This window comes from Mycolicibacter senuensis, assembly GCF_002101885.1.
GTDB classification, from domain to species: Bacteria; Actinomycetota; Actinomycetes; order Mycobacteriales; family Mycobacteriaceae; genus Mycobacterium; species Mycobacterium senuense.
This window is the reverse complement of record NZ_LQPS01000047.1, coordinates 33858-55822: the sequence shown is the minus strand read 5'-3', so window position 1 is coordinate 55822 and position 21965 is coordinate 33858. Positions and strand designations below refer to the sequence as shown.

The following is a 21965-nucleotide window of genomic DNA, read 5'->3' as shown; positions in this document are numbered from 1 at the left end:
CCGGGTCACTCTTCGACGCCGTCACTCTTCGACGTTGTAGTACGAGTCGCCGTCTTCGGGGCTGCCGGAGACCTGGGCACGGTGCCGGCCACCGGTCACTGCCTGGCCGGCTTCGTCGGGGTCTCGTCCCAGCCCGGTGTCCGGACGCTCGGCGGCCAGTTTGTCGTCCAGCGACTCGTTGGTCGCCTCATCGACCGGCTGCCAGCTGTCCGGCGGAGTGACGGTCGCATCGCCGTCGTCGTTGCGCAGCTCGTCGGAGTCGGTGGCCTCGCTCGGCGGCAGGGTGTCGTCGTCGGTGGTGTTGGTGGCGGGATCGATATCGGGTCGATCGGTCATGTGCTCGGCGCTCCCCTCGGATCGAGTCAGGTCAGTTGGCGATGGCCCATTGCGGTTGCGGTGATTCCGGCGTCATGTAGCCCACGCCGCGAACGGTGTCGACGATCGACTCGTGGTCGGCGCCGAGCTTGGCGCGCAGCCGCTGCACGTGTACGTCGACCTTGCGTCGGCTGCCCTCACCGCCCCACACCTCTTGCAACAGCCTGGTGCGGGTGAACGCGTGACCGGCATGCCGGACCAGATAGTTGAGCAGCTTGAACTCGGTGAGGGTGAGATCGAGTTCACGGCCGGACAGCGACACGCTGTAGCTGTCGGGATGGATGATCAGCTCGCCGAATTGCAGTGCGCTCTGTTCGGATTCGCGTCGGCGCGCCAGCGCCAGCCGCAGCCGCGCATGTGCTTCGGCGGGTCCGGCCGTTGCGACCAGCACGTCGTCGACCTGCCAGTCGATGTCGACGGCGACGAAGTCTTCCGCCGCCACCACGGCCAGCACCGCGGCCGACGGCGCCCAGCCGCACAGTCGCCGGCAGGTCTCGCGTGCGCTCGCCAGTTCGGTGCAGCCGTCCACCAATACCGCTGCGGCGCCGCGACAGCCCGCACGGGTCACATCCAGCGGCGCGCGGCCGACCGAATGCCCGAAGACGCGTAAGGCCGACAGGGTCTGTTCGAACTCGTCCCGGTCGGTCAGTAACAGAATCTCCATCGCTGACTCCAACCCTCCGATGTACTCCAGCGCCGTCAAGTGCTCTGCTAGGCCCTTCAGGCACTATTACCCGCTCCGGGGCGTGAGTAACCGCACAGCAACAGGCCCGGCCCACCGGAGCGGGCCGGGCCTGCCTTCAATCGGGCTACTGGTGGGTCTGTTCGCGTGACTCGGCGGCCTTCGCGCCCGCACGGGCCGATTCGGCCTCTGCTTCGCGCTTGGCGGCGTCGCGCTGTGCTTCGCCCTTGTCCTGCTGTGCCTTGCCCTCGCGGGCCAGCTCGTCGTTGCCGGTCACCGTTCCGACGGCTTCCTTGGCCTTGCCCTTGACGCCCTCGACGGCGCCGCGGAAGCCCTCTTCGGGCCCGCTCTTCTCTTGGTCCGACATAAAATCCCTCCCTGGATTTCGTGGATGTGACGGGCCTTTGTGCACTGTCGGCCCGCCACACCTGCAAGGCTTCCCGGGAGCTCGGCCGCTCAAACGTCGAATCACCTTGACGCAGAGCCGATCAGCGCGGACGGTGGGAGACATGGAACGCCCCATGCAACCGCGCCCCGGTGGCGACCGGCTGGGCCAGGAGGACGCGGAGGTTCGCTCGGCCGTCAGATTCGCCGGTGTGATCACCGTGATCGGCGTCGCGGTCGTCTTGCTGGCGGCATGGTGGGCCAGCTCCTGTGATGCGAGCACCGCGGCGGTCGAGACGGTGGCGTGCGGACGGCCGTATCGGGCGGTGCTCGCCGCGGCATCACCGGTGGTCTTCGCCGCCGGTGGCCTGCGCGCCTTCCTGCGCACCTACCGGGTGTGGCGCGCTCGCGGCACCTGGTGGGGCTGGCAGGGCGCCGGCTGGTTTCTGATGTCGCTGATGCTTCTCATACTGCTCATGAGCGCTGTACCGATCAGCGGTATGCGCTGATCAGACCCCACGTCCATCGGTATAGCTGCGGTATGGCTGTGAGGTCTCTGAAAGACACGCGTTATTTAGATCACATCGGCTTACGATAGTTTTCGGCTGCAGACGGGTTCGCCACACCACGGGGGCCCGGCGACGCGGCCTCCGGATGGGCCGGACGAATCACGAGAGGAAAAAGCGATGGGCGACACGTTTCATGACCCCGTTGACCATGTCCGGACGACCCGGCCGCATGCCGGCCGCGCCGTGATCGACGTCATGGGTTGGCCCGGTTACAGCCTGCTGGTAGTAGGCATGGTCGCCGGGATCGGCTGCCTCACCGCCTTCGCCACCGGACACGACCGGCAAGGGGTGGCGGTCGCGGCCCTCGCGGTGTTCGCGGCCGGCCTGGGGGCACTGTGGCTGCTGTGGGAGAACCGGCGGATCGGCCGGGTGCACCAGCAGTGGCAGCTGGCCCACCCCGAGGTGCAGCGGCAGCATTCGACCAGTTGATCTCGCCAGACACGACGGCCCGGCCGGGTATCCGGCCGGGCCGTTGTGGTCCCGGCGTCCCGGAATCCGCATGATTGACCTGCCGGCAGATCGGGTACAGGGTTGCCGTGACCAACCTCCGGGCGGCCGACTGTGCGGTGTTGACGGCGTGAACAGCTCATCGGCGCGCAGCGGTAGTCTCAGACCGATATCGCCGGGAGGCTCAATGACCGACATCCACAGCGACCGGACCTTGCGGTCGTGCAGCGAGCGAGCCGTCGAATTGCGGGTGGCGCCCAGGCTGGAGAGCCTCGCGGTGGTGCGCATGGTGGTAGGCGCCATCGCGACCTTCGAGGATCTCGATGTCGATACGGTGGCCGATCTGCGGCTCGCTATCGACGAGCTGTGTACCCAGCTGATCCGCTGCGCCGCCCCCGACGCCACGCTGCGGGTGATCATCGACCCGGGAGACGACGACGTGACGATCGTGGCGTCGGCCGCCGGCGACGGCGGCGAGGTGCTGACGCCGGGGAGCTTCAGCTGGCACGTACTCACCTCCCTCGTCGACGACGTGCAGACCTTTCACGACGGTCAGGAAGCCGGCAGCGCCAGTGATGTGTTCGGCGTGACCTTGACGACCCGGCGGGCGGAATCCAGGCAGTGAGCCGGGGCGCCGCCAGGGGCGGCTCACAGTCAGGATCGGAATATTCCGACGTCGGCGACATGTTTCGCGAACTCGCCCAATACGAATCCGGTTCAACTGATTTCCGCAACCGCAAAGACAAGATCGTGGAGCGGTGCCTGCCGCTGGCCGACCACATCGCCCGCCGGTTCGAAGGGCGCGGAGAACAGCGGGACGACCTGGTGCAGGTCGCGCGGGTGGGGCTGGTCAACGCCGTCACGCGCTTCGACGTCGAAACCGGTTCGGATTTCGTCTCATTCGCGGTCCCGACGATCATGGGCGAGGTCCGTCGGCATTTCCGGGACAACAGCTGGTCGGTCAAGGTGCCGCGCCGGCTCAAAGAGCTGCACCTGCGGCTCGGGTCGGCCACCGCCGATCTCTCCCAACGCCTGGGCCGGGCGCCGACCGCAACCGAACTGGCCCGCGAGCTGGAGATGAGTCGCGAGGAGGTCGTCGAAGGGCTGGTGGCGGGCAGCTCCTACAACACGCTGTCCATCGACAGCGGCGGCAGCTCCGACGAGGACGACGTCCGATCGATCGCCGACACCCTCGGCGACATCGACGCCGGGATGGACCGGATCGAGGATCGCGAAGCGTTGCGGCCGCTGCTCAACGGGCTTCCCGAACGGGAACGCACTGTGCTGGTGCTCCGGTTCTTCGAATCGATGACCCAGACGCAGATCGCCGAACGGGTCGGCATCTCGCAGATGCACGTATCGCGGCTGCTGGCCAAGTCCTTGGGCAAACTGCGCGATCAACTGGAGTAGCCGATCCTCAGCCGCCCAGCGCGTTCTGGACGGTCAGCGACGACATCACCGCGTCCGGGCCGTCGAAGCTGTCCTTCTTCAACGCCCGCAGGGTGTCGACCAGCTTCGGCTCGGCGCCGTTGTCCCGGGCGTGATCGGCGAGCTGCTCCGCCGTGCCCGGATAGTCGAAACCCGCAAGGCACTTCTGCACTTGGGTCACCTCGAAGCCCATCCCTGCGCAGTACCCGGCGGCAGCGCCCCGGAAACTCCCCGTCGGCGCAGTCCGTAGATCTCCGACCAGGTGCGAATGAGCTCGGATTCGTGCGCACCGCCGAACATGTAGACCGGTGAGGCGATCGGCAGCACCCGTTCGACGCGGACCAGCACCGCCTCGCGGCAGGGGAACTGTGGCCCCTGGGTCTCGGTCACCCACTGCCGCAGCCACTCGTAGACATCGTCGCCGGGCGGACGCAGTTGCGCCGTGCCCTTGAAGCGGTAACCGCGGCGTCGCAGGAAGTCCACCACGTTCACCTCGATGCGCGGATCGCGGCGCAGGTCGGCCACTGTGGTCGGCGAGGCCATGTGCATGAACGCCAGGTGCTCGTCGCCGTAGACCAGCAACGACTCCTTCGGCGACAGGTTGGGTGAGCCGTCCTCGCAGATGGTGGCCACGAATGCCAGCTTGGCGCTCGCCACGATCAGGCGCATGTCATCGTCGATGATGCACACCGCTCACCTCATCGTTTCGCAGCCGTCGTTCACCGCCCAGCGGTCGATTACCCGCCCGGGCCGGGAGTGAACCTCAGCTGCCCGGGGTCAGGCCGCGGGTGGCGGGACCCTCCAGCAGGGTGCCGTCGGGGGCGAAGCGCGAGCCGTGCAGCGGGCACTCCCAGGCCCGATCGGCGTCGTTCCAGGTGACGATGCCGCCGAGGTGCGGGCAGACCGGCGAGACGCGGTGCTCGACGCCGTCCACCCGGCAGTGGGCCTGCAGGTGCCACGGCGGTCCGCTGACCACGCCGGCGGCATCGTCGCCCAGGCCGTGCCGGCCGATCCGGGCCGTCGGGGCGATCCAGCCTTTCGCGAGGTTCACGCCGACTTCGAGATTGGCCGCCACGGCGGTGGGCAGGCCTCGTAGCTCGCGGGTGCTCCAACTGGCGAACGCCCGGTCCCAGGACGGTCGCCGGCCCAGCAGCCGACCCGACAACGCCAGCGCGGCGGCCGCCCCGTTGGTCATGCCCCATTTGTTGAAACCCGTTGCCACATAGATGGTGTTGCTGTCGGGAAGGATGGGGCCGACATAGGGCAGCTCGTCGATGGGCGCGTAGTCCTGCGCCGACCACAGGTGTGTGCGGGCCGCGCCCGGGAAATGCCGGAGCGCCCACGACTCGAGTTCGGCCACCCCGTCGCTGGGATACTTGGCGCGGCCGACGGTGTGACCCGCCCCGCCGACCAGCAGGCGCTCGGAGCCGTCGGCCGGGGCGTAACGCAGTGACCGGGTGGGGGAATCGGTGGAGATCATCATCGGGCGGGGGATCTCGCCCGGCACGTCGAACGCCATGCAGTACGACCGGCTGGGTTTGACCCGGGCGAAGTATCCGCCGCGGTCCAAAATCGGGATCCCGGTGGCGAGCACCAGTTGGGCGGCCCGCAGTTCGGTGTCGCCCCGAGGGCCGTCGACATTCAGTCGGAGGCCGTCGTGTCCGCTGGAAACACGTTGCAGCCGAGTGTGTTCCGCAAGTTGGCCGCCGGCGGCGAGGAATTCGGCGCGCAGCGCGTCCAAGAACTGCATCGGATCGAACTGCGCCTGCCCTTCCAGCCGTACCCCACCGTGGTAGGGGAACGGCACGTCGGCCCGCGGCTCCCAGCTCACCGGCAGCCCCAGTTCGCGGCACGCGTCGTACTCGGCGCGCGCCGCGGCCACCCCGCCCTCGGACTGGGCGTAGCTGTAGGCGTCCTCGCGCTGCACCGCGACGCCGGCCGTCGCGCAGAACGACAGCAGCCAGTCCTGGCCGGCGCGATTGCCTTCCAGGTATCCACCGGCGCGTTGCCGGCCCTGCTTGGCCGAGATGCTCGAGAGCTGGGTGGCCTGCAACAGGCTGATCTTGGCGGTGGTGTTGCCGGTCGCGCAGGCGCCGACGGTCCGGGCCTCCAGCACCAGCACCTCCCGGCCGGCGCGTGCCAGCAGCACCGCGGTCATCAGTCCGGTGATACCGGCGCCGGCCACCACGACGTCGGCGCGGCCCGGGAGGTCGGCCGCGGTGTCGGAGGCCGGTGAGGTGGTGATCCGGTCGGCGAGCCACAACGAGGTCATGGCCGATCAGTTACCCGGTAGCACGGCGGTGAAACGTATAGCCGCAACGAGCAGCGGGTTTCGGCCGTGCTGCGCTGGGTATGCGATCGCCACGAATCGGCAGCCGTACCCCGGAAGGGACAGTCATGGACGCACTGACGTTTCTACGTGCCGACCACGAAAGCGTGTTGGGGATGTTGGAGGTGCTCGACGGCGCGCCGCAGGGCGACGGTGCGCGGGAGAGCGGCCTGGCGACCATGGTCACCAATCTGGTGATCGCCGAATCCCAGCACGAGGCCATCGAAGAGCAGCTGTTCTGGCCGGCGGTCCGGGCGGCACTCGAGGACGGCGACCACTTGACGGACCACGCCATCGCCCAGGAGGAGGCCGGCAAGACGCTGCTGCAGCTGCTCGAGGATGGCACGCCCGGCGAGCTCGAATACCACCGCGCGCTCGATGAATTCGTGGTGGTGGCCCGAGAGCACATCGAATACGAGGAGAATGTGGTGTGGCCGCGATTCAAGTCGGCGGTCAGCGCGCAACAGCTCGAGCAGTTGGGCGACAGACTGCAGACCGCCAAGAAGATCGCACCCACCCGGCCGCACCCCAACGCCCCGTCGGGTGGATTGGCGCAGAACACCGTGGGCGTGGCTGCTGCCGCCGTCGACCACCTGCGCGATCAGCTCAGCGGCCGGGCGGCGGACAACCCGCCCGACGCCCCCAAGAGCTGAGCGCGGTCAATCCGGCGGTTCGTCCGTCGAGCCGTGCTTGCGCGCCTCGCGTGCCCTGGCCTCGGTGTCGTATTCCTCGGCGGCTTTGGCATCGAGCCGGTCGACGGTGTTCTCCAGTGACGTCGGCTGTTCCGGCTGTTGGTCACGCTGTGTCATCGGACCGGCTTCGCGCGCTCGTCGGCGTTCTCCAGGTGACTGAACTCCTTGTTGTGAACGAACATGGTGGCTCCCTCGGCCAACGACGGATCTTGAATGCCCGCGGCGTACCCGTAACGACCGTCGTCAAACATTCGCTCGACGTCGGTCCCGAGCGTGTTTGTGCTGCGGTGTGCGCGGGTAGCCCGGCGATGTTCGCCGGAGACGGATGTTGGCGAGAGACGACGGAGGCGATCCGAATGCGGGCAGTGACATGGCAGGGCAAACGCAAGGTCCAGGTCGACACCGTGCCCGACCCGGTGATCGAGAAATCGACCGATGCCGTCATCGAGGTGACGACCACCAACATCTGCGGCTCGGACCTGCACCTCTACGAGGTGCTCGGCGCGTTCATGGACCCCGGCGACATCCTGGGCCACGAACCGATGGGCATCGTGGCCGAGGTCGGCAGCGCGGTCACCAACCTCAAGGCCGGTGACCGGGTGGTCATCCCGTTCCAGATCGCCTGCGGGCATTGCAGTATGTGTCGCCGCGGCCTGCCGACCCAATGCGACACCACCCGGGTGCGTGAGCAGGACACCGGTGCCGCACTGTTCGGCTACTCCAAGCTCTACGGCCAGGTTCCCGGCGGGCAGGCGCAATACCTGCGGGTGCCGCAGGCGTCCTACACCCACATCAAAGTGCCCGAGGGGCCGCCGGATTCGCGGTTCGTGTACCTGTCCGACGTGCTGCCCACCGCGATGCAGGCGGTGGACTATGCCGAGATTCCCGAGGGCGGGTCGGTGACGGTGCTGGGGCTCGGGCCGATCGGCGACATGGCGGCCCGGATCGCCGCCCACGCCGGCGTCAGGGTGATCGGCGTGGATCTGGTGCCCGAGCGGCTGGGCCGGCTGGCGCGCCGCGGGATCGAAACCATCGACCTGCGTGAGGCATCCGATCTCGGTGAGGTGATCCGCGACCGCACCGACGGGCGGGGGACCGATGCGGTTATCGACGCCGTCGGCATGGAGGCGCACGGCTCCGGCGGCGCCAAGGCGGTGCAGCAACTCAGTTCGCTGCTGCCGGATGCGGTCGCCGGTCCGTTGATCAGCAAAGCCGGCATCGACCGGCTCGCCGCGCTGTACTCGGCGATCGACATCGTGCGTCGCGGCGGCACCATCTCGATCATCGGCGTCTACGGCGGCAAGCTGGATCCGCTGCCGATGTTCACCCTGTTCGACAAGCAGGTCACGCTGCGGATGGGGCAGGCCAACGTCAAACCGCGCGTCGAGCGGTTGATGCCGCTGCTCACCGACGCCGACCCGCTGGGCGTCGACACCTTCGCCACCCACGAGCTGCCGATGGAGGAGGCGCCGCGCGGCTACGAGATCTTCCAGGAGAAGCGCGAGGGTGCGGTGAAGATCCTGCTCAAGCCGTAACACTCAAGCCGTAACACTCAAGCCGGTGCCGGCCAACAGGTGCGCGGACTCGAACAGCAGTGCATGCGCGAACGCCTGCGGCAGGTTGCCGCGCAGCTGACGCTGGCCGACGTCGTACTCCTCGGTGAGCAGCCCGGGCGGGCCACACGCAGTGCGGCCCCGCTCGAACCACTGCAGCGCCGCGAGTTCGTTGCCCTGCTGATGGTCTGCCAACGCCATGGCGAAGTTGCACAGCAGGAACGCCCCTTCGGCCTCGCCGAGGTCGCGCCGGTCTGGTCGGTAGCGGTAGACGAAGCCATCGCGGGTCAGCTCCCGGCGCACCGCGGCCAGCGTCGCCAGCGTGCGGGCATCATCGGCCGGGACGGCTCCGCGCAGTCCCGGCAGCAGCAACGCCGCGTCGATCCCCGGATCATCGGGGGCGCGCTGCCATCTGCCGTCGCGGTGCAGGCAGTCGTTGCTGGTGTCACTGACCAGCTTGTCGGCCAACTGCTGCCAGCGGGCGCCTTCGGCCAGAGACGCGACGCCGGCGATGCGGCGCAGCCCCGCCGCGCAGATCAGCCGGGAATGCGCCCAGCGTCGGTTGTCGAGCTCCCACACCCCGGAACCGGGTTCACCGCAACGGTTTTCGATCGCCTCCACCAGAATGTGCACCGCGCCCCAATGGGTGCTGTCCAGCCGGTCCAGTCGGGCCGCGGCGGCCAACAGCAGCAGCACCTCGCCGAACGTGTCGAGCTGGAACTGTTCACCGACCCGGTTGCCGGTCCTGGCGGCAGCACCGGGGTAGCCGGGCAGATGATCCAGATCCCGTTCGGGCGGCGGTGCGGCGGCGTCGACGCGGTAGGCCGGCCGCAGCTCGGGCCCGTCGGTCAACACCCGCTCGGACACGAACCGGACGGCGTCATCGAGCAACGGATGCGCCCCGGCGACGGCGATCGCCTGCCCGGTGTAGCACTGGTCGCGGATCCAGCAGTAGCGGTAATCGAAATTCCGCCCGGCGCTCGCCCGCTCCGGCAACGACATCGTCGCCGCCGCCACCATCCCGCCGCCGGTGCTGGTCAGGCCGCGCAGCACCGCGTAGGCCTGCCGGACATCGACGTCGGCGAGGGTCCCGGTGAACTCCGGAACCGCTTGCCGCCAACCGCTTTCGGTGACATGCCAGGCCCGCCCGGCATCGACCGGACGGTCCGGTAGTTCACGATCTGACAGCTCGAGCACCAGATCGCGATCGTGGCCCGGCAAGACGTCGACCACCATGCGCAGTGACCCGTCGGCGGCCCGGCGAGCCTGCCCGGCGCCGGTCCACCGGAACCGGTGCGGACCGGACCGACCGGTCCACCCCCCGTCGCGGCAGGACAGCCCCGCCATCGCCGTGGCGCCGAAGTCGGCCCGGACGTCCAATGCCACCTGCATCCGCGCCGGCCGGTCGAGTGCGGTGATGCGACGCAGCACCACGGCGGTGTGCGGGTCGCCGGGGAAGGCCAGCGCCTCGCGGCACTCGACGATGCCGTCGGTGGTGACCCAGCGGGACCGCCAGATCAGCGACCGCTCCTCGTACTGGCCGCCCCACACGTAGCGCAGCTGCGGGGTGACGGCGTACACCCCGCCGCCGCCGAGCAGCGAATTGAACACCGCCGGACTGTCCCACCGGGGCAGGCACATCCAGCAGAAGTCACCGCGCGGCCCGACCACGATCCCGCGCTCGCCGTCGGCGATCAGCGCGTACTGGCGCAGCACCTGCGGAGGGAACCGCTCCAGCAGCGATTGCCCCTCATCCATGGCCGGGTGCATACCCGTCGCCGGGGCCGGGTAGTCACCGAACCATGAGCCCGCTGCCCCCGGCGCCCGTCGACTCGGTGGACGTCGGCGTCTACACCGTTCCCACCGACACCGAGGAGTCCGACGGCACCCTGGTCTGGGACTCCACCACGCTGGTGCTGGTGTCGGTGCGCGCCGCCGGATGCGCCGGCACCGGCTACACCTACGCCGGCACGGCGGCGGCGACGGTGGTGCGTGACATGCTGGCCGGAGTCATCGCCGGCGGCGATGCGCTGACGCCGCCGGCCCGCTGGGTCGACATGCTGCACGCGGTGCGCAACCTGGGCCGGCCCGGACTGGCCGCCGAGGCGATCGCCGCGGTCGACATCGCGCTGTGGGATCTGCGGGCCCGGCTGCTGGACGAGTCGCTGGTCGTCGCGCTGGGTGCGGTCCGGGAGGACACCCCGATCTACGGCAGCGGTGGGTTCACCTCCTACGACGACGACACGCTGCGCGGCCAACTGGCGGGCTGGGTCGAGGAGGGCATCGGCCGGGTCAAGATGAAAGTCGGTCGCGACCCGGCCGCCGACCCGGCCCGGGTGGCGGCGGCCCGCTCGGCGATCGGCGATCGGGCCGAGTTGTACGTCGACGCCAACGGCGCCTACCACCGCAAGCAGGCGCTGGCCTGCGCCCAGCGCTTCGCCGAATGTCGGGTGCGCTGGTTCGAGGAACCGGTCAGCTCAGATGATCTGGAAGGCCTGCACCTGTTGCGCGAGCGGGCGCCCGCGGGCATGGACATCGCGGCCGGCGAATACGGCTACGACCTGCCGTACTTCCAGCGCCTGCTCGACGCCGGCGCCGTCGATTGCCCGCAGGCCGACGTCACCCGCTGCCTGGGCATCACCGGCGTGCTCAAGGTGGGCGCGCTGTGCGATGCGCGCAGCGTGGATCTGTCGCTGCACTGCGCACCGCAGATCAGTGCGCACGTCGGGACCGCACTGTGGCACCTGCGCCATCTGGAGTACTTCCACGACCATGTGCGACTCGAGCGGATGGCCTTCGACGGGGTGCTGCGCCCCGAGCAGGGCGGAGTGTTGCGTCCCGACCGCGGCGCGCCCGGCCACGGGCTGACGGTCAAAGCGGCGGATCTGGAACCGTTTCGGGTGGCCTGAGCCGTTCCGCGGCGAAATCCGCCGCCTGCGCGGTCATGCCGTTGCCCGCATAGGCCGCGTGCGCGGCGCCATCGGCACCCGCCGAGCAGACCGGGTCGCCGGGCGCGCACAACTCGATCGTCTTGTCCGCATAACCGGGCCCGATCGTCAGCGGCGGCGCCCCCAGCGAGTGCAGGAACTCCGCTGACGGCCGGCCCAGCAAAGCGACGGCGGCGACCCGGTCGGCCGCCTCGGGCCCCGGCGGGGGCGGGAACCCGTCGGCGACGGGCGCGGGCCCGGTGAGATAACCCATGAGCGCCGCGCCCCGCGAATATCCGCCGAGCACCAGCGCGGTGTCCGGGCACCCCGCCGCCATGTCGGTGATGTGGCCGGCGGCGTCGGCCACCCCGGCGACCGTCGGACCGAATTCGGGCACCGCCGGAAAGTCGACCGGGTGGACGCCCACCGAACGGCCGCCGAGGCGCCACCGCAGCGCGTCGATGAACTGCTGGCCCATCCATCCGACGCCGGGCGGTTCGGCGGTGCCGCGGGCGAACACCACCTCGACATCGGGGCAGCCGAACGCGGCCGCCTCCCCGGCGGGCCAGCACGGCAGCAGGCAGCCCCACAGGCAGGCCGCGGTGAATATCCGACTGATCACAGCAATTCCTCCGATACCCACAGCGCCTTGGCGGCAAACCGTGGTTTAGCTCGGGCCAAAACGGCAAGCCTACGTCGGTACCGTCACCGACGGGACTTTAGCCGAAGGGGATAGATCAATGATCACAACGTCTTTGACCAGGCTAGCTGCCGGCGCCGGTGGCGTGGCGCTGGCCCTGTCGGCCGCGGGCGTCGCGTCCGCGGATCCGGCGCAGGATCCAGCGGTCAGCACCACCTGCAGCTACTCACAGGTGGTAGCGGCGATGAACGCGCAATCACCGGAGACCGCAGCACAATTCAATTCCACACCGATGGCCCAGACGTTCCTGCAGGACTTCCTCGCCTCGCCCCCGCCGCAGCGTGAGCAGATGCTGCAACAGGCTCGGGGCGTGCCCGAGGCGGCGCAGTTCGTCAACATGGTCGGACCCATCGCCAAGACCTGTGACAAGTACTGAGTGATGGCTCGAGCTACCGGAGCCGGCAACACCATCGCCGATGCGGCCAAACGGGAAGCCGACGCCTACCGCGGCGACGACCCGCGGCCGCTGGGGGGATACGCGCTGGTGTTGCTGGTGTACGGCGGGTTGGTCGCGGCGGTTACCGTGGCCGCCGCGACCACCGGCCGCCAACTGCCGCAGCGGTGGGCGGCCGGGGATCTGCTGACGGTGACCCTCGGCGCTCACAAGCTGTCCCGCACCCTCACCAAGGACGCGGTCACCAGCCCGCTGCGGGCGCCGTTCGCCCATTACGCGGGCACCGGCGGCCCCGCCGAGGTGATGGAGGAGACCCGCCATTCCAGTCAGCTGCGGCACAGCCTCGGCGAGTTGTTGACCTGCCCGTTCTGCCTGGACATGTGGGCGGTCACCGCGTTCACCGCCGGGCTGGTGTTCGCGCCGCGGTTGACCCGGCTGGTCGCCGGCACGTTCACCGCGCTGGCCGGCGCGGATTTCCTGCAACTGGCCTACGCGAAGGCGCAGCAGATCACGCAGGAGTGAGTTCATGAGCGGTATCGCGTTCAACCTGCCCCGGGTGGTGACGCTGACCGCCGACCTCGCGCTGCTGGGTCTGGCGGCCACCCACGGTTACGTGTTGGCGACAACGGCGAGCCCGCCCGGCTATTTCGCGGTCTACTGCGTTGCGATGATCGTCGGCTGCCTCGCCGCCGCGGCCACCACCTGGATCGACGTCGATGACGTCGTGCCGGCGTTGGGGTGGCTGGCCGGCACCGTCAGCTGCGGCACATTCGTGATCGGCTATCTGGTCAGCCGGCTGGTCAGCCTGCCCGGACTGCCGACGGTGACCGGGAGGTGGGATCTGGCCCCCGGCAGCCTCGCGCTGGCCTGCGCGGGGGGTTTCCTCGCGCTGCAACTGTCGGTGCTGTCGGGAGTCAACGTCGCCTTCGGGCAGGGCAGGGCCTGGTACGACTGATGCTCGACTTCCCGGCGTGGCTGCGCGTCGAGCACTGGCTCAACGTGCTGTTCCTGACGCTGCTGATACGCAGCGGCATCGAGATCCTGTCCACGCACCCGAAGCTGTACCGGCACGACGACAGCGCGCCCGGAACCGAATGGGCGCGGTTCACCCGCAAGGTCATGCCCACCGACAAGCTCTACGACACCTTGGACGAGGAAGAGGACTACCACCCGGTGATCGCGCTGCCCGGCCACGCCCAACTGGGCATGGGGCGGCACTGGCACTTCTTCGCGGTGATCGGCTGGATCCTGGTCGGACTGTCCTACTACATCCTGCTTTTCGCGACCGGACAGTGGCACCGGTACTGGCCGTACTCCTGGTCGATCTTCGCCGACGCGTGGAACGACATCGTCACCTACCTCAGCTTCAACCTGCCGCCGCTGCTGCCCGGCGAGCCGCTGGACGCCATCCAGAAGCTGACGTACGCCGCGGTACTCTTCCTGCTGGCGCCGTTCCAGATCCTCACCGGCGCCGCGCAGTCACCGGCGATCGAGGCCCGATTTCCCCGCTACGTCCGGCTGTTCGGCGGACGGCAGAGCGCGCGCAGCCTGCACTTCCTGGGCCTGGCAGCGTTCGGGGTGTTCATCGTGATCCACCTGTCGATGCTGTTCTTCTGGGGGTGGGGCCGGCTGTGCGCGTTGATGATCTTCGGATCGGTCCGCAACACCTACTGGGCGACAGCGCTGTCACTGTTGATCGTCGCGGTGGTCGTCGCGGTGCACATCGCGGCGACGGTCTGGAGCCTGCGCAGCCCGGCCTCGGTGCGCCGGGTGCTCGGCGCGGTGATCGCCGTGCTGCGTCGGGGCCTGTTACGCCGGTTGGACTCTCGGCAGGACTACCCGGAGCGGATGCTCTCCGCCGAGCACCGGGTCAACGGCAAACCGCCCACCGCCGAGAACTACAAGGTGATGGCGGTGCACAACTTCGTCGATTGGCGCCTTCGGGTCGGTGGGCTGGTGGAGCAGCCGGCGACGCTGGATCTGGCCGGCCTGCGCGCCCTGGCCGCACCGCAGACCCAGCGGGTGCTGCACAACTGTGTGCAGGGCTGGACGTCCATCGGCGAATGGACCGGGGTGCCGCTGGCCGCGCTGCTGGATCTGGTGCGACCGCTGCCGCAGGCCCGCTACATCTGCTTTATGACCATGCAGGACAACAGCACCGACGAGCCCAGCGCACACGGCGGTGGACAGTTCTATGAGGTGTTCGACCTGAAACTGGCGCACAAACCGCAGATGCTGCTGGCGTATGCGATGAACGGCCGGCCGCTGCCGATCGAACACGGTGCGCCGCTGCGGCTGCGCGCCGAGACGCAGGTGGGTTTCAAGATGGCCAAGTGGATCAACCAGATCGAGTTCGTCGACGACTACGCCCACATCGGGAAGGGACGCGGCGGCTGGCGTGAGGACAACGTCTACTACAGCATGGACGGGGAGATCTAGCCGTGACCACCGATACCGCCGCCCGCCCCGAGCTGATCGACGTCGAAGCCGCAGCCCGCGAACGGGTCTCGGCGCTGGTGCGGGTACGCGGCGGACACTGCGCGGCCTGCGGCGGCACCGAGTTCGCGGTGGGCCAGGCGTTGTATCTGGGGTTTCTGTTCCTCGACGAGGACAACGACGCCTACCTGGTCGCGCTGACCTGTCGTGACCCGTCCTGCCCGCAACCGCGGACAGCGATCCGGCTGCGGCGCAAGGAATTCCTCGATTAGGCAACCACCGCGGCGTCAGTCACGCCGGCAGGTCGGGGCGGGCGAGACCGAACCGCTCCACCAGGTGGGCCACGCTGCGCAACTCGTCGCACACCGCCGCGACCCGGCGCTCGGCGTCGTCGTCGAGTTGGCCGCGGTCGTGGTAATACGCCAGCCGGCGCAGCCGCCCGGCCAGCGCGGTGCCCCACCGGATGCTCAGGTCGTAGATGTGCCAATCGTGTACTTGGGCGCGTTGCCCCAGTTCCCGCAATGCCCGCACCTGGTCGGTGAGCACCGCGACATCGTCGTCGATGCGGATCCGTTCGATCGAGCTCAAATCGGACCTCCCGTCGTCACAGCCGGGGCTTGGCGACACTTGCCACGACCGGCTGGCCCCGCAAGGTCAGATAGACGCGGTCGGGCCCGATCGCCATGCCGGACAGAGGGGCGGACCGGGCCGGCCCGGACGGTAGACCGGCCCGGTAGTCGATGACACGCAGCACCGGGATGCTGCCGTGTGGATAACCGGTGAACGGCGCCGACTCGAACACCGTCACGGCGGTGTCGGTGGCGGCATACACCCGGTTGTCGTCGGAACCCAGATAGCGGATCGGCGAGGAGACCGGCGAACGGCCGATCTCCTGCAAACCGTGTCCACCGCGGGCGGATTCGACGGCGTAGAGCGTGTCGCCACGGCTGTCGGCCAGATAGACCCGGCTCGCCGCGGTGCCGTCCCCGGCGGCTGCCATGACGGCGGTCTGGTAACGGCCGCGGTGCTCGGGCGGCGATGCGGGGCCCTTGTAGTAGGAGATGCCGTGCGGTCCGTAGACGTGGAATTCGATGGCGCGCCCGCGGTTGGCGCCGTCGACGACGCCGGTGGCGCCGGCGGCCACCCGGGTACCGGGCAATTTGCGCAGCCCGTGCTCCTCGACCGGGGTCACCGTCGCCCCGTCGGCGGACAGTGCCAGCAGCACCCGCAGGCCCGAAACCTCGGACAGGTAGGCCGGGGACGGGCCGGCGTCGATGTCGCCGATCTGCTGCAGGCCGGCCAGCTCGATCGCCGCGACCCGGTTACGCGCCGGCTGGGGCACGAATACGGTCTGGTCGTCGGCGCGGCTGATCTGCACGTTGCGCCCGGCGTGCAGCGGCGCCGAGAATCTGCTGGCCGCGCCGGGCCGGTCGGGGTTGTCGACCGCGGCCAGCCGACCGTCGTCGGTGAGCGCGATCAGCGAGCCGGTCGCAGACGACCACACCGGGTCGCGCAGCGGGGTCTGCACCGGTACGGCGGCGGCTTCGGGCGCGCTTTGCAGCGACCGCCCCGGCAGCGAGCAGCCGGCGCAGACGAGCACGCCGACAGCCGCAGCGCCGCACCACCCCCGCCATGTCATTTCGCGGGGATACCCCCACCACCCGCCGGCTACACCGGTCCGTTTGTGCGGCTGGGGCATCGGGTATGGGGACGTCAAGCACATGAGCTGCCCGAAAGGGCCTGAGCTGCCCGAAAAGAAAGGGAGAGGCCGATGTCCGGATCGCGAGAGGGACTCCGCGTGGCGTTTCTGGTGGCGCCCGAAGGGGTCGAGCAGGTCGAGTTGACCGAGCCGTGGCGCGCGGTCGCCAAGGCCGGGGCGTCCCCGGTGCTCGTGTCGACGACCGCCGGACCGGTTCAGGCGTTCAACCACCTGGACCGCGCCGACGAATTCGACGCCGATCGGGTGGCCGACGACGTCTCAGCGGATGACTTCGATGCGTTGGTGCTGCCCGGCGGGGTGGCCAACCCCGACCAGTTGCGCACCGACCAGCGTGCGGTCGCGCTCGTGCGGGAGTTCTTCGATGCCGGCAAGCCGGTCGCTGTCATCTGCCACGGCCCGTGGACCCTGGTGGAAGCCGGGGTGGTGGCCGGGCGGCGGCTCACATCGTGGCCGAGCCTGCGCACCGACATCGTCAATGCCGGCGGGGAGTGGGTCGACGAACAGTTGGTGCGCTGCGACTGCGGCCCGTCGATCCTGCTGTCGAGCCGCAAGCCCGACGACCTGCCCGCCTTCTGCGACGCGTTGGTCACCGAGCTGGAGTCGTCGAAGGCGGCGCTGTGACCGGAGAACCGATGCCGGTGCCGGTCGACACCGACAACCATCGCGCTCGGCTCTGGGTCAACTGGGTGACGGCGCTGCTGACCGCCGCCGGAGCGGCCCTGGTGATGGTGGTCGCGACCGGGGCGGTGATGAGCACCGCCGCCTGCAGCACCACCGAGTGCCCCGACATGGGCCCGAGCGGCGTGGTGTTCGGCATCTTCTATTACGGTGCGCCGGTCATCGCCGCGCTGACCATCCTGATCTCGTTCTGGACCGCGGGCCGGCGGCGCGGATTCCTCGTCCCGTTGGCCGGTTGGGCGCTGCTGGGCCTCGATCTGCTGGCGCTGGTGATCGCCTTCCGGCGCTAGGAGAGCCCGACACTAGGAGAGCTCGGCACTAGGAGAGTAGGGCTTGCGGCGCCAGCTCTTTGAGCATGGTGGTGGTCCAGTCCAACTGCCGCAGCGTCTCGGGGTGGCACTGCGAAGCGAGCTCGAGCAGCGCGCCGTCGCGGGCGGCCCGGGCGCCCTGAGTCAGCAGCACCCAATCCACCGATACCGCCGCGGAGTGCAGGTGCAGGCTGCGGAGATCGGCCAGCAGCAGCAGGCCCGGCTCGGGCCGCCGGGCGAGCACCACGCTGGTCAACCGGCGCAACCACGACAACAGCCGCCCGGGCCGGGCCGGGGACTCGGCCAGCCGTAGCCCGTGGTCTCGTCCGGCCTGCGCGAGCCGGCGAACATGATCGTCTGACCACGCCGCGAGATCGGCACACAGGTGGAAGACGTCGTGGTCGGTCTTGTGTCGTTCGCCCACTCGGCGGAACCGGCGCGCCAGCGACGTCTCGGAGCGGTGCAGCTCCCGCAACGCCAGGTCGAGTTTCACCAGCCGCTCGGATCTGTCGCGGCGCGCTTGCGGATGCGCGCCACCGACGTCTTGAACAGCGGCTGCTTGGACACCGGATCCCAGTCGGTGATCGTCAGTTCGTTGGCCGCACGGTGGTGGCCCGCCCCGTCGGCGGCATCCCAATAGCCGTAGTGAAACGGCAGGAACGCCACCCCGTCCCGGATGCCGCCCACCCGGGCGCGGGCGTACACACTGCCGCGCGCCGAACGGATTTCGGCCATGTCACCGTCACCGATCCCGCAGCGTTGGGCATCGGCCGCCGACAGCTCCACCCACACCTGCGGGGCCGCGTCGTTGAGTTGCGGTGCCCGGCCGGTCTTGGTGCGGGTGTGGAACTGATAGACGGTGCGGCCGGTGGTCAGCCACAGCTCGCCGGCGCCGGGCAGCTCATGCGGCGGGGTGTAGCCGGCGGCCCGCAACACCGCCTTGCCGTCGGTGTTGGCCGCCCGGTACTCGGTGGGCCCGATCGCCGCTCCGGTGACCAGGTCCTTGCCGTAGCTCTCGCAGTAGTCCGGCTTGCTGAAGAACGCGCCGTCGGCATACAGCCGTTCGGTACCGTCGGGATGCTCGGCGTCACAGGGCCATTGGATTCCGCTGCCGCCGCGCAGCTTCTCATAACTGAGCCCGGTGTAATCGCAGGGGCGCCCGGCGCTGCAGCGCTGCCAGGCCGCGAACGCCGACTCGGGATCCTTCCAGGAGATCAGTGGGGCGCCGTCGCGATCACAGAAGTCCATCCGCTGCGCGTAGTCGCAGAAGATGTCCAGATCGGGGCGGGCCTGCCCGGGCGGGTCGACGGCCTTGTCGGAGAGGTGCACCGTGCGGTCGGCATTGGTGAACGTTCCGGTCTTCTCGCCCCACGCCGCCGCCGGCAGCACCACATCGGCGAGTTCGGCGGTCTCGGTGCGGAAGATGTCCTGCACCACCAGGAACAGCCGCGATTGACCGAGGATCTGCCGGATGCGGCGCAACTCCGGAAGCGACACCGCCGGATTGGTGGCGCTGACCCACAGCATTCGCAGACTGCCCTGCTCGGCGAAGCGCAGCATCTGCATGGCGTGGGTGTGCTCGGAGTAATGCGGGATCTTCGCGGGATCGACGTTCCACAGCCGGGCCAGCTCGGCGACATGTTCGTCGTTCTGCCAGTTCCGGAACGCCGGCAGATCACCGTTGGCGCCGCATTCGCGGGTGTTCTGCGCGGTCGGCTGCCCGTTCATCTGCAGGATCCCGGCACCCGGGCGGCCCAGCATGCCGCGAATCAGGTTGAGGTTGTTGACCTGAACAGCCGCCGCGGTCGCCTGATGGGATTGGTAGAAGCCCTGCAACACCGTTGACAACAGCCGCTGCGCATGACCGAGGATCTCCGCGGCCCGCCGCAGCTGCCCGGCCGGCACATCGCAGATCCGCGCCACCCGCTCCGGCGGATACGGCGCGACGCAGCCGGCCAGTTCGTCGTAGCCGACGGTGTGGGCGGCGACGTAGTCGTGGTCCACCCAGTCGTTCGCGATCACCTCGTGCAGCAAGCCGTTCATCAACGCCAGGTTGGTGCCGGGGACCGGCGCCAGGTGGACCGTCGCCGCTTTGGCGACCGCCGTTTCGCGCGGGTCGACACAGATGAGCTGCGGCGGGTCGGCGCCGGCCAACCGGTCCAGCATGCGTGACCACAGCACGGTCTGCGTCTCTGCCACGTTGTGGCCGTACAGGGCGATCACGTCGGCGTGATCGACGTCGGTGTAGGAGCCCGGCTGGCCGTCGCAGCCGAACGTCTCCTTCAGCGCCCACTCGGCGGTGGCGGTGCACAACCGGGTGTTGCCGTCGATGTGATTGGTGCCCAGCCCGGCGTGGGCGATCACCGCGAGCGTGTAGTACTCCTCGAGCAGCAGTTGACCGCTGGTGTAGAAGCCGATCGCGCTCGGGCCGATATCCCGCAGCAGTGCCTGCGTGGTCGACACGATCCGATTCATCGCGGTGTCCCAGTCGGATTCGACCAGCCGGCCGCGGTCCCGCACCAGCGGCACCGTCAACCGATCGGGGGAGTTGTTGGCCTGCCAGCCGAACAGGTCCTTGGGGTCCACCCGGCCGTGGTTGACCCGGTCGACGCTGCGGCCCCGCACCCCGACGATCCTGCCGTCGTGCGCGGCGATGTCGATACCGTCGCCGTTGGAATGCAGAACCGCCGCCGACTGCGTCCAGTCCACCTCGTCGGCGCCCAGGCCGTCGCTGAGCTCGGTGTCGACCCGGTCGGGCCATCGCTGCCCAGCGGCATACGGTGTCCGCGCACCCCAGGGCTCGGCGATGCGGTCGGTCATGACGTCCGGTTACCCGCTGATCGTCGTGGGTATGCCTAGCCGATATGGCCGAGATGGATCACCGCCGAGCACCTGTGCTGGAAGCCCTGGCCGACTACCACCGCAAGGACCGGTACGGCTTCAGCCCGCCGGGACACCGTCAAGGCCGCGGTGCCGATCAGTCGGTGCGTGATGTGCTGGGAGCCGACCTGTTCCGCGCCGACGTACTGGCGCGCGGCGGGCTGGACGACTGGCAGGCGCGCGGCGATGTGCTGACCGACGCCGAGCAACTGATGGCCGACGCGGTCGGCGCCGAGATGGCGTTCTTCTCCACGTGTGGCAGTTCGCTTTCGGTGCGCGCTGCGATGATGGCGGTGGCCGGCGGTGCGTCCGGCGGACTGCTGCTACCACGCGACAGCCACAAATCGATCGTGGGCGGTTTGATCTTCTCCGGCATCCAGCCGCGCTGGATCACCCCGCGCTGGGACGCCGAGCGACATTTCTCTCACCCGCCGTCACCGGATCGGGTCGCCGGGGCGTGGGAGGAACATCCGGATGCCGCGGGCGCGCTGATCGTCAGCCCGTCGCCCTACGGCACCTGCGCGGACCTGGCCGCTATCGCCGAGATCTGTCACCAGCGCGGCAAGCCGCTGATCGTCGACGAAGCCTGGGGCGCGCACCTGCCCTTCCACGACGACCTGCCGACCTGGGCGATGGATGCCGGCGCCGACGTCTGCGTGGTAAGCGTGCACAAGATGGGAGCCGGGTTCGAGCAGGGTTCGGTGTACCACATCCAGGGTGATCTCATCGACCGCGAGCGGCTCACCGCCTGCGCCGACCTGTTGATGACCACCAGCCCGAGTGTGCCGATCTACGCGGCGCTGGACGGCTGGCGCCGTCAGATGGTGCAACACGGGAACGAAATGCTGGACGCCGCATGCAAGTTGGCGCGGGACGTGCGCGCGCGTATCGACGAGTTGCCCGACGTTGCGGTGCTCGACGATGTGCTGTTGGGTGCGGAGGCCTCCCACGACCTGGACCGGCTGCAGGTGCTGGTGGACGTCGCGGCGACCGGCACGTCGGGTTACCAGGCGCGGGACTGGCTGCGCGAACAGCGCTGTCTGGACGTGGGATTGGCCGACCATCGCCGGATCCTGGCCACCCTGTCCTTCGCCGACGACCGCGGCAGCACCGACCGGTTGCTGGACGCGTTGAGCGGATGGCGGGATGCCGCACGGTCTTTCGACCCGCCGGCTCCGATCCGGCTGCCCTCGCCCGAGGAGATGCAGCTGGAGAGTGTGCAGCTGCCCCGCGACGCGTTCTTCGGCCGCACCGAGATGGTTGCCGCATCGCAGGCCGCCGGCCGTATCGCGGCCGAGCAGCTCACGCCCTATCCGCCCGGCATCCCGGCGGTGGTGCCCGGCGAACGCCTCGACACCGCGGTCATCGACTATCTGCGGTCCGGTCTGGCGGCCGGAATGGCGTTGCCGGACGCCGCCGACCCCGCCCTCGAGCACATCCTGGTGGTGGCGTGAGCGTTTCGC

At 69.4% G+C, this 21965-nt stretch carries 29 protein-coding genes; 15 read left to right on the top strand and 14 right to left on the bottom strand.

The window, feature by feature from the left end; translation table 11 throughout:
* Window positions 1–21: 21 nt before the first annotated feature.
* From AWC24_RS18325 to mbp1, 3 genes are all read right to left on the bottom strand, one after another.
* Complete coding sequence (locus AWC24_RS18325; protein WP_085087594.1) at window positions 22–336, bottom strand: hypothetical protein; 315 nt, start codon at window positions 334–336, stop codon at window positions 22–24.
* Between the two features lie 31 nt (window positions 337–367).
* Window positions 368–1039: a winged helix-turn-helix domain-containing protein gene (locus tag AWC24_RS18320; protein WP_085087592.1), complete on the bottom strand. Its 672-nt coding sequence runs from the start codon at window positions 1037–1039 to the stop codon at window positions 368–370.
* Between the two features lie 145 nt (window positions 1040–1184).
* Entirely contained in the window at window positions 1185–1424 is a 240-nt protein-coding gene (gene mbp1, locus AWC24_RS18315) for a microaggregate-binding protein 1 (RefSeq protein WP_085087589.1), read from the bottom strand.
* Between the two features lie 142 nt (window positions 1425–1566).
* Here mbp1 and AWC24_RS18310 point away from each other — a divergent pair, with 142 nt between their 5' ends.
* The 4 genes from AWC24_RS18310 to AWC24_RS18295 all read left to right on the top strand — a co-directional run bounded on the left by AWC24_RS18310 (window position 1567) and on the right by AWC24_RS18295 (window position 3867).
* Complete coding sequence (locus AWC24_RS18310) at window positions 1567–1950, top strand: hypothetical protein (protein WP_085087586.1); 384 nt, start codon at window positions 1567–1569, stop codon at window positions 1948–1950.
* A gap of 177 nt (window positions 1951–2127) precedes the next feature.
* A complete protein-coding gene (gene usfY, locus AWC24_RS18305) occupies window positions 2128–2439 on the top strand; it encodes a protein UsfY (RefSeq protein WP_085087583.1) in 312 nt (103 codons plus the stop codon).
* A gap of 205 nt (window positions 2440–2644) precedes the next feature.
* Window positions 2645–3082, top strand: coding sequence for an ATP-binding protein (locus AWC24_RS18300; RefSeq protein WP_085087580.1), 438 nt, complete (start codon window positions 2645–2647; stop codon window positions 3080–3082).
* On the top strand, window positions 3079–3867 hold the full coding sequence (locus AWC24_RS18295) for an RNA polymerase sigma factor SigF (protein ID WP_085087576.1): 789 nt from the start codon (window positions 3079–3081) through the stop codon (window positions 3865–3867). The genes AWC24_RS18300 and AWC24_RS18295 overlap by 4 nt, the downstream gene beginning before the upstream one ends.
* Before the next feature lie 7 nt (window positions 3868–3874).
* Here the strand turns inward: AWC24_RS18295 and AWC24_RS18290 are convergent, their stop codons facing one another.
* The 3 genes from AWC24_RS18290 to AWC24_RS18280 all read right to left on the bottom strand — a co-directional run bounded on the left by AWC24_RS18290 (window position 3875) and on the right by AWC24_RS18280 (window position 6157).
* Entirely contained in the window at window positions 3875–4057 is a 183-nt protein-coding gene (locus tag AWC24_RS18290) for a DUF2795 domain-containing protein (RefSeq protein WP_234807425.1), read from the bottom strand.
* Window positions 4058–4062: 5 nt separating this feature from the next.
* Window positions 4063–4575: a pyridoxamine 5'-phosphate oxidase family protein gene (locus AWC24_RS18285; protein WP_085087570.1), complete on the bottom strand. Its 513-nt coding sequence runs from the start codon at window positions 4573–4575 to the stop codon at window positions 4063–4065.
* 73 nt (window positions 4576–4648) lie between these two features.
* Window positions 4649–6157 carry an FAD-dependent oxidoreductase gene (locus tag AWC24_RS18280; RefSeq protein ID WP_085087567.1) on the bottom strand — a complete coding sequence of 503 codons (1509 nt, stop codon included), beginning with the start codon at window positions 6155–6157 and terminating at the stop codon, window positions 4649–4651.
* A gap of 125 nt (window positions 6158–6282) precedes the next feature.
* Here AWC24_RS18280 and AWC24_RS18275 point away from each other — a divergent pair, with 125 nt between their 5' ends.
* Window positions 6283–6867, top strand: a complete 585-nt coding sequence (locus tag AWC24_RS18275) for a hemerythrin domain-containing protein (RefSeq protein ID WP_085087563.1) — start codon at window positions 6283–6285, stop codon at window positions 6865–6867.
* A 6-nt stretch (window positions 6868–6873) separates the two neighbouring features.
* On the opposite strand, the gene AWC24_RS22575 is transcribed toward AWC24_RS18275, so the two are convergent.
* Together AWC24_RS22575 and AWC24_RS22570 are read right to left on the bottom strand one after the other, a co-directional pair.
* Window positions 6874–7023, bottom strand: a complete 150-nt coding sequence (locus AWC24_RS22575; RefSeq protein ID WP_165757761.1) for a hypothetical protein — start codon at window positions 7021–7023, stop codon at window positions 6874–6876.
* Window positions 7020–7157, bottom strand: coding sequence for a hypothetical protein (locus tag AWC24_RS22570; protein WP_163705306.1), 138 nt, complete (start codon window positions 7155–7157; stop codon window positions 7020–7022). Before AWC24_RS22570 ends, AWC24_RS22575 begins: the two co-directional genes overlap by 4 nt.
* A 105-nt stretch (window positions 7158–7262) precedes the next feature.
* Here AWC24_RS22570 and AWC24_RS18270 point away from each other — a divergent pair, with 105 nt between their 5' ends.
* A complete protein-coding gene (locus tag AWC24_RS18270) occupies window positions 7263–8441 on the top strand; it encodes an alcohol dehydrogenase catalytic domain-containing protein (protein ID WP_085087560.1) in 1179 nt (392 codons plus the stop codon).
* Window positions 8442–8444: 3 nt separating this feature from the next.
* Here AWC24_RS18270 and AWC24_RS18265 read toward each other — a convergent pair whose 3' ends face one another.
* Window positions 8445–10217, bottom strand: a complete 1773-nt coding sequence (locus AWC24_RS18265) for a glycoside hydrolase family 15 protein (protein ID WP_085087841.1) — start codon at window positions 10215–10217, stop codon at window positions 8445–8447.
* Between the two features lie 44 nt (window positions 10218–10261).
* Here AWC24_RS18265 and AWC24_RS18260 point away from each other — a divergent pair, with 44 nt between their 5' ends.
* Entirely contained in the window at window positions 10262–11368 is a 1107-nt protein-coding gene (locus tag AWC24_RS18260) for an enolase C-terminal domain-like protein (RefSeq protein WP_085087557.1), read from the top strand.
* On the opposite strand, the gene AWC24_RS18255 is transcribed toward AWC24_RS18260, so the two are convergent.
* Window positions 11331–12008 (bottom strand): cutinase family protein, encoded by a 678-nt coding sequence (locus AWC24_RS18255; RefSeq protein WP_085087553.1) that lies wholly within the window; start codon window positions 12006–12008, stop codon window positions 11331–11333. The two genes, AWC24_RS18260 and AWC24_RS18255, sit on opposite strands and share 38 nt — an antisense overlap.
* 118 nt (window positions 12009–12126) lie before the next feature.
* Here AWC24_RS18255 and AWC24_RS18250 point away from each other — a divergent pair, with 118 nt between their 5' ends.
* From AWC24_RS18250 to AWC24_RS18230, 5 genes are read left to right on the top strand one after another with little or no spacing between them, the layout of a single operon-like run.
* On the top strand, window positions 12127–12462 hold the full coding sequence (locus tag AWC24_RS18250) for a hemophore-related protein (RefSeq protein ID WP_085087550.1): 336 nt from the start codon (window positions 12127–12129) through the stop codon (window positions 12460–12462).
* A 3-nt stretch (window positions 12463–12465) separates the two neighbouring features.
* Entirely contained in the window at window positions 12466–13002 is a 537-nt protein-coding gene (locus AWC24_RS18245) for a DUF1360 domain-containing protein (protein WP_085087838.1), read from the top strand.
* Between the two features lie 4 nt (window positions 13003–13006).
* The gene (locus AWC24_RS18240; RefSeq protein ID WP_085087547.1) at window positions 13007–13435 is read left to right on the top strand and encodes an oxidoreductase; all 429 of its coding nucleotides are present in this window, start codon (window positions 13007–13009) and stop codon (window positions 13433–13435) included.
* A complete protein-coding gene (locus AWC24_RS18235; RefSeq protein ID WP_085087545.1) occupies window positions 13435–14919 on the top strand; it encodes a molybdopterin-dependent oxidoreductase in 1485 nt (494 codons plus the stop codon). The genes AWC24_RS18240 and AWC24_RS18235 overlap by 1 nt, the downstream gene beginning before the upstream one ends.
* A 2-nt stretch (window positions 14920–14921) precedes the next feature.
* Window positions 14922–15188: a hypothetical protein gene (locus AWC24_RS18230; protein ID WP_085087542.1), complete on the top strand. Its 267-nt coding sequence runs from the start codon at window positions 14922–14924 to the stop codon at window positions 15186–15188.
* A gap of 19 nt (window positions 15189–15207) precedes the next feature.
* Here AWC24_RS18230 and AWC24_RS18225 read toward each other — a convergent pair whose 3' ends face one another.
* Window positions 15208–15504: a hypothetical protein gene (locus AWC24_RS18225; protein ID WP_085087539.1), complete on the bottom strand. Its 297-nt coding sequence runs from the start codon at window positions 15502–15504 to the stop codon at window positions 15208–15210.
* 16 nt (window positions 15505–15520) lie between these two features.
* On the bottom strand, window positions 15521–16555 hold the full coding sequence (locus tag AWC24_RS18220; protein WP_085087536.1) for a hypothetical protein: 1035 nt from the start codon (window positions 16553–16555) through the stop codon (window positions 15521–15523).
* 132 nt (window positions 16556–16687) lie between these two features.
* On the opposite strand from AWC24_RS18220, the gene AWC24_RS18215 reads away from it, so the two are divergent.
* Entirely contained in the window at window positions 16688–17257 is a 570-nt protein-coding gene (locus AWC24_RS18215) for a type 1 glutamine amidotransferase domain-containing protein (protein WP_085087533.1), read from the top strand.
* Window positions 17254–17604 (top strand): hypothetical protein, encoded by a 351-nt coding sequence (locus AWC24_RS18210; RefSeq protein ID WP_085087530.1) that lies wholly within the window; start codon window positions 17254–17256, stop codon window positions 17602–17604. Before AWC24_RS18215 ends, AWC24_RS18210 begins: the two co-directional genes overlap by 4 nt.
* 28 nt (window positions 17605–17632) lie before the next feature.
* Here the strand turns inward: AWC24_RS18210 and AWC24_RS18205 are convergent, their stop codons facing one another.
* A complete protein-coding gene (locus AWC24_RS18205; protein WP_085087527.1) occupies window positions 17633–18115 on the bottom strand; it encodes a hypothetical protein in 483 nt (160 codons plus the stop codon).
* The gene (locus AWC24_RS18200) at window positions 18112–20442 is read right to left on the bottom strand and encodes a molybdopterin oxidoreductase family protein (RefSeq protein ID WP_085087525.1); all 2331 of its coding nucleotides are present in this window, start codon (window positions 20440–20442) and stop codon (window positions 18112–18114) included. The genes AWC24_RS18205 and AWC24_RS18200 overlap by 4 nt, the downstream gene beginning before the upstream one ends.
* A 53-nt stretch (window positions 20443–20495) precedes the next feature.
* Here AWC24_RS18200 and AWC24_RS18195 point away from each other — a divergent pair, with 53 nt between their 5' ends.
* Complete coding sequence (locus tag AWC24_RS18195; protein WP_085087834.1) at window positions 20496–21956, top strand: aminotransferase class I/II-fold pyridoxal phosphate-dependent enzyme; 1461 nt, start codon at window positions 20496–20498, stop codon at window positions 21954–21956.
* The last annotated feature ends 9 nt before the right edge of the window (window positions 21957–21965 follow it).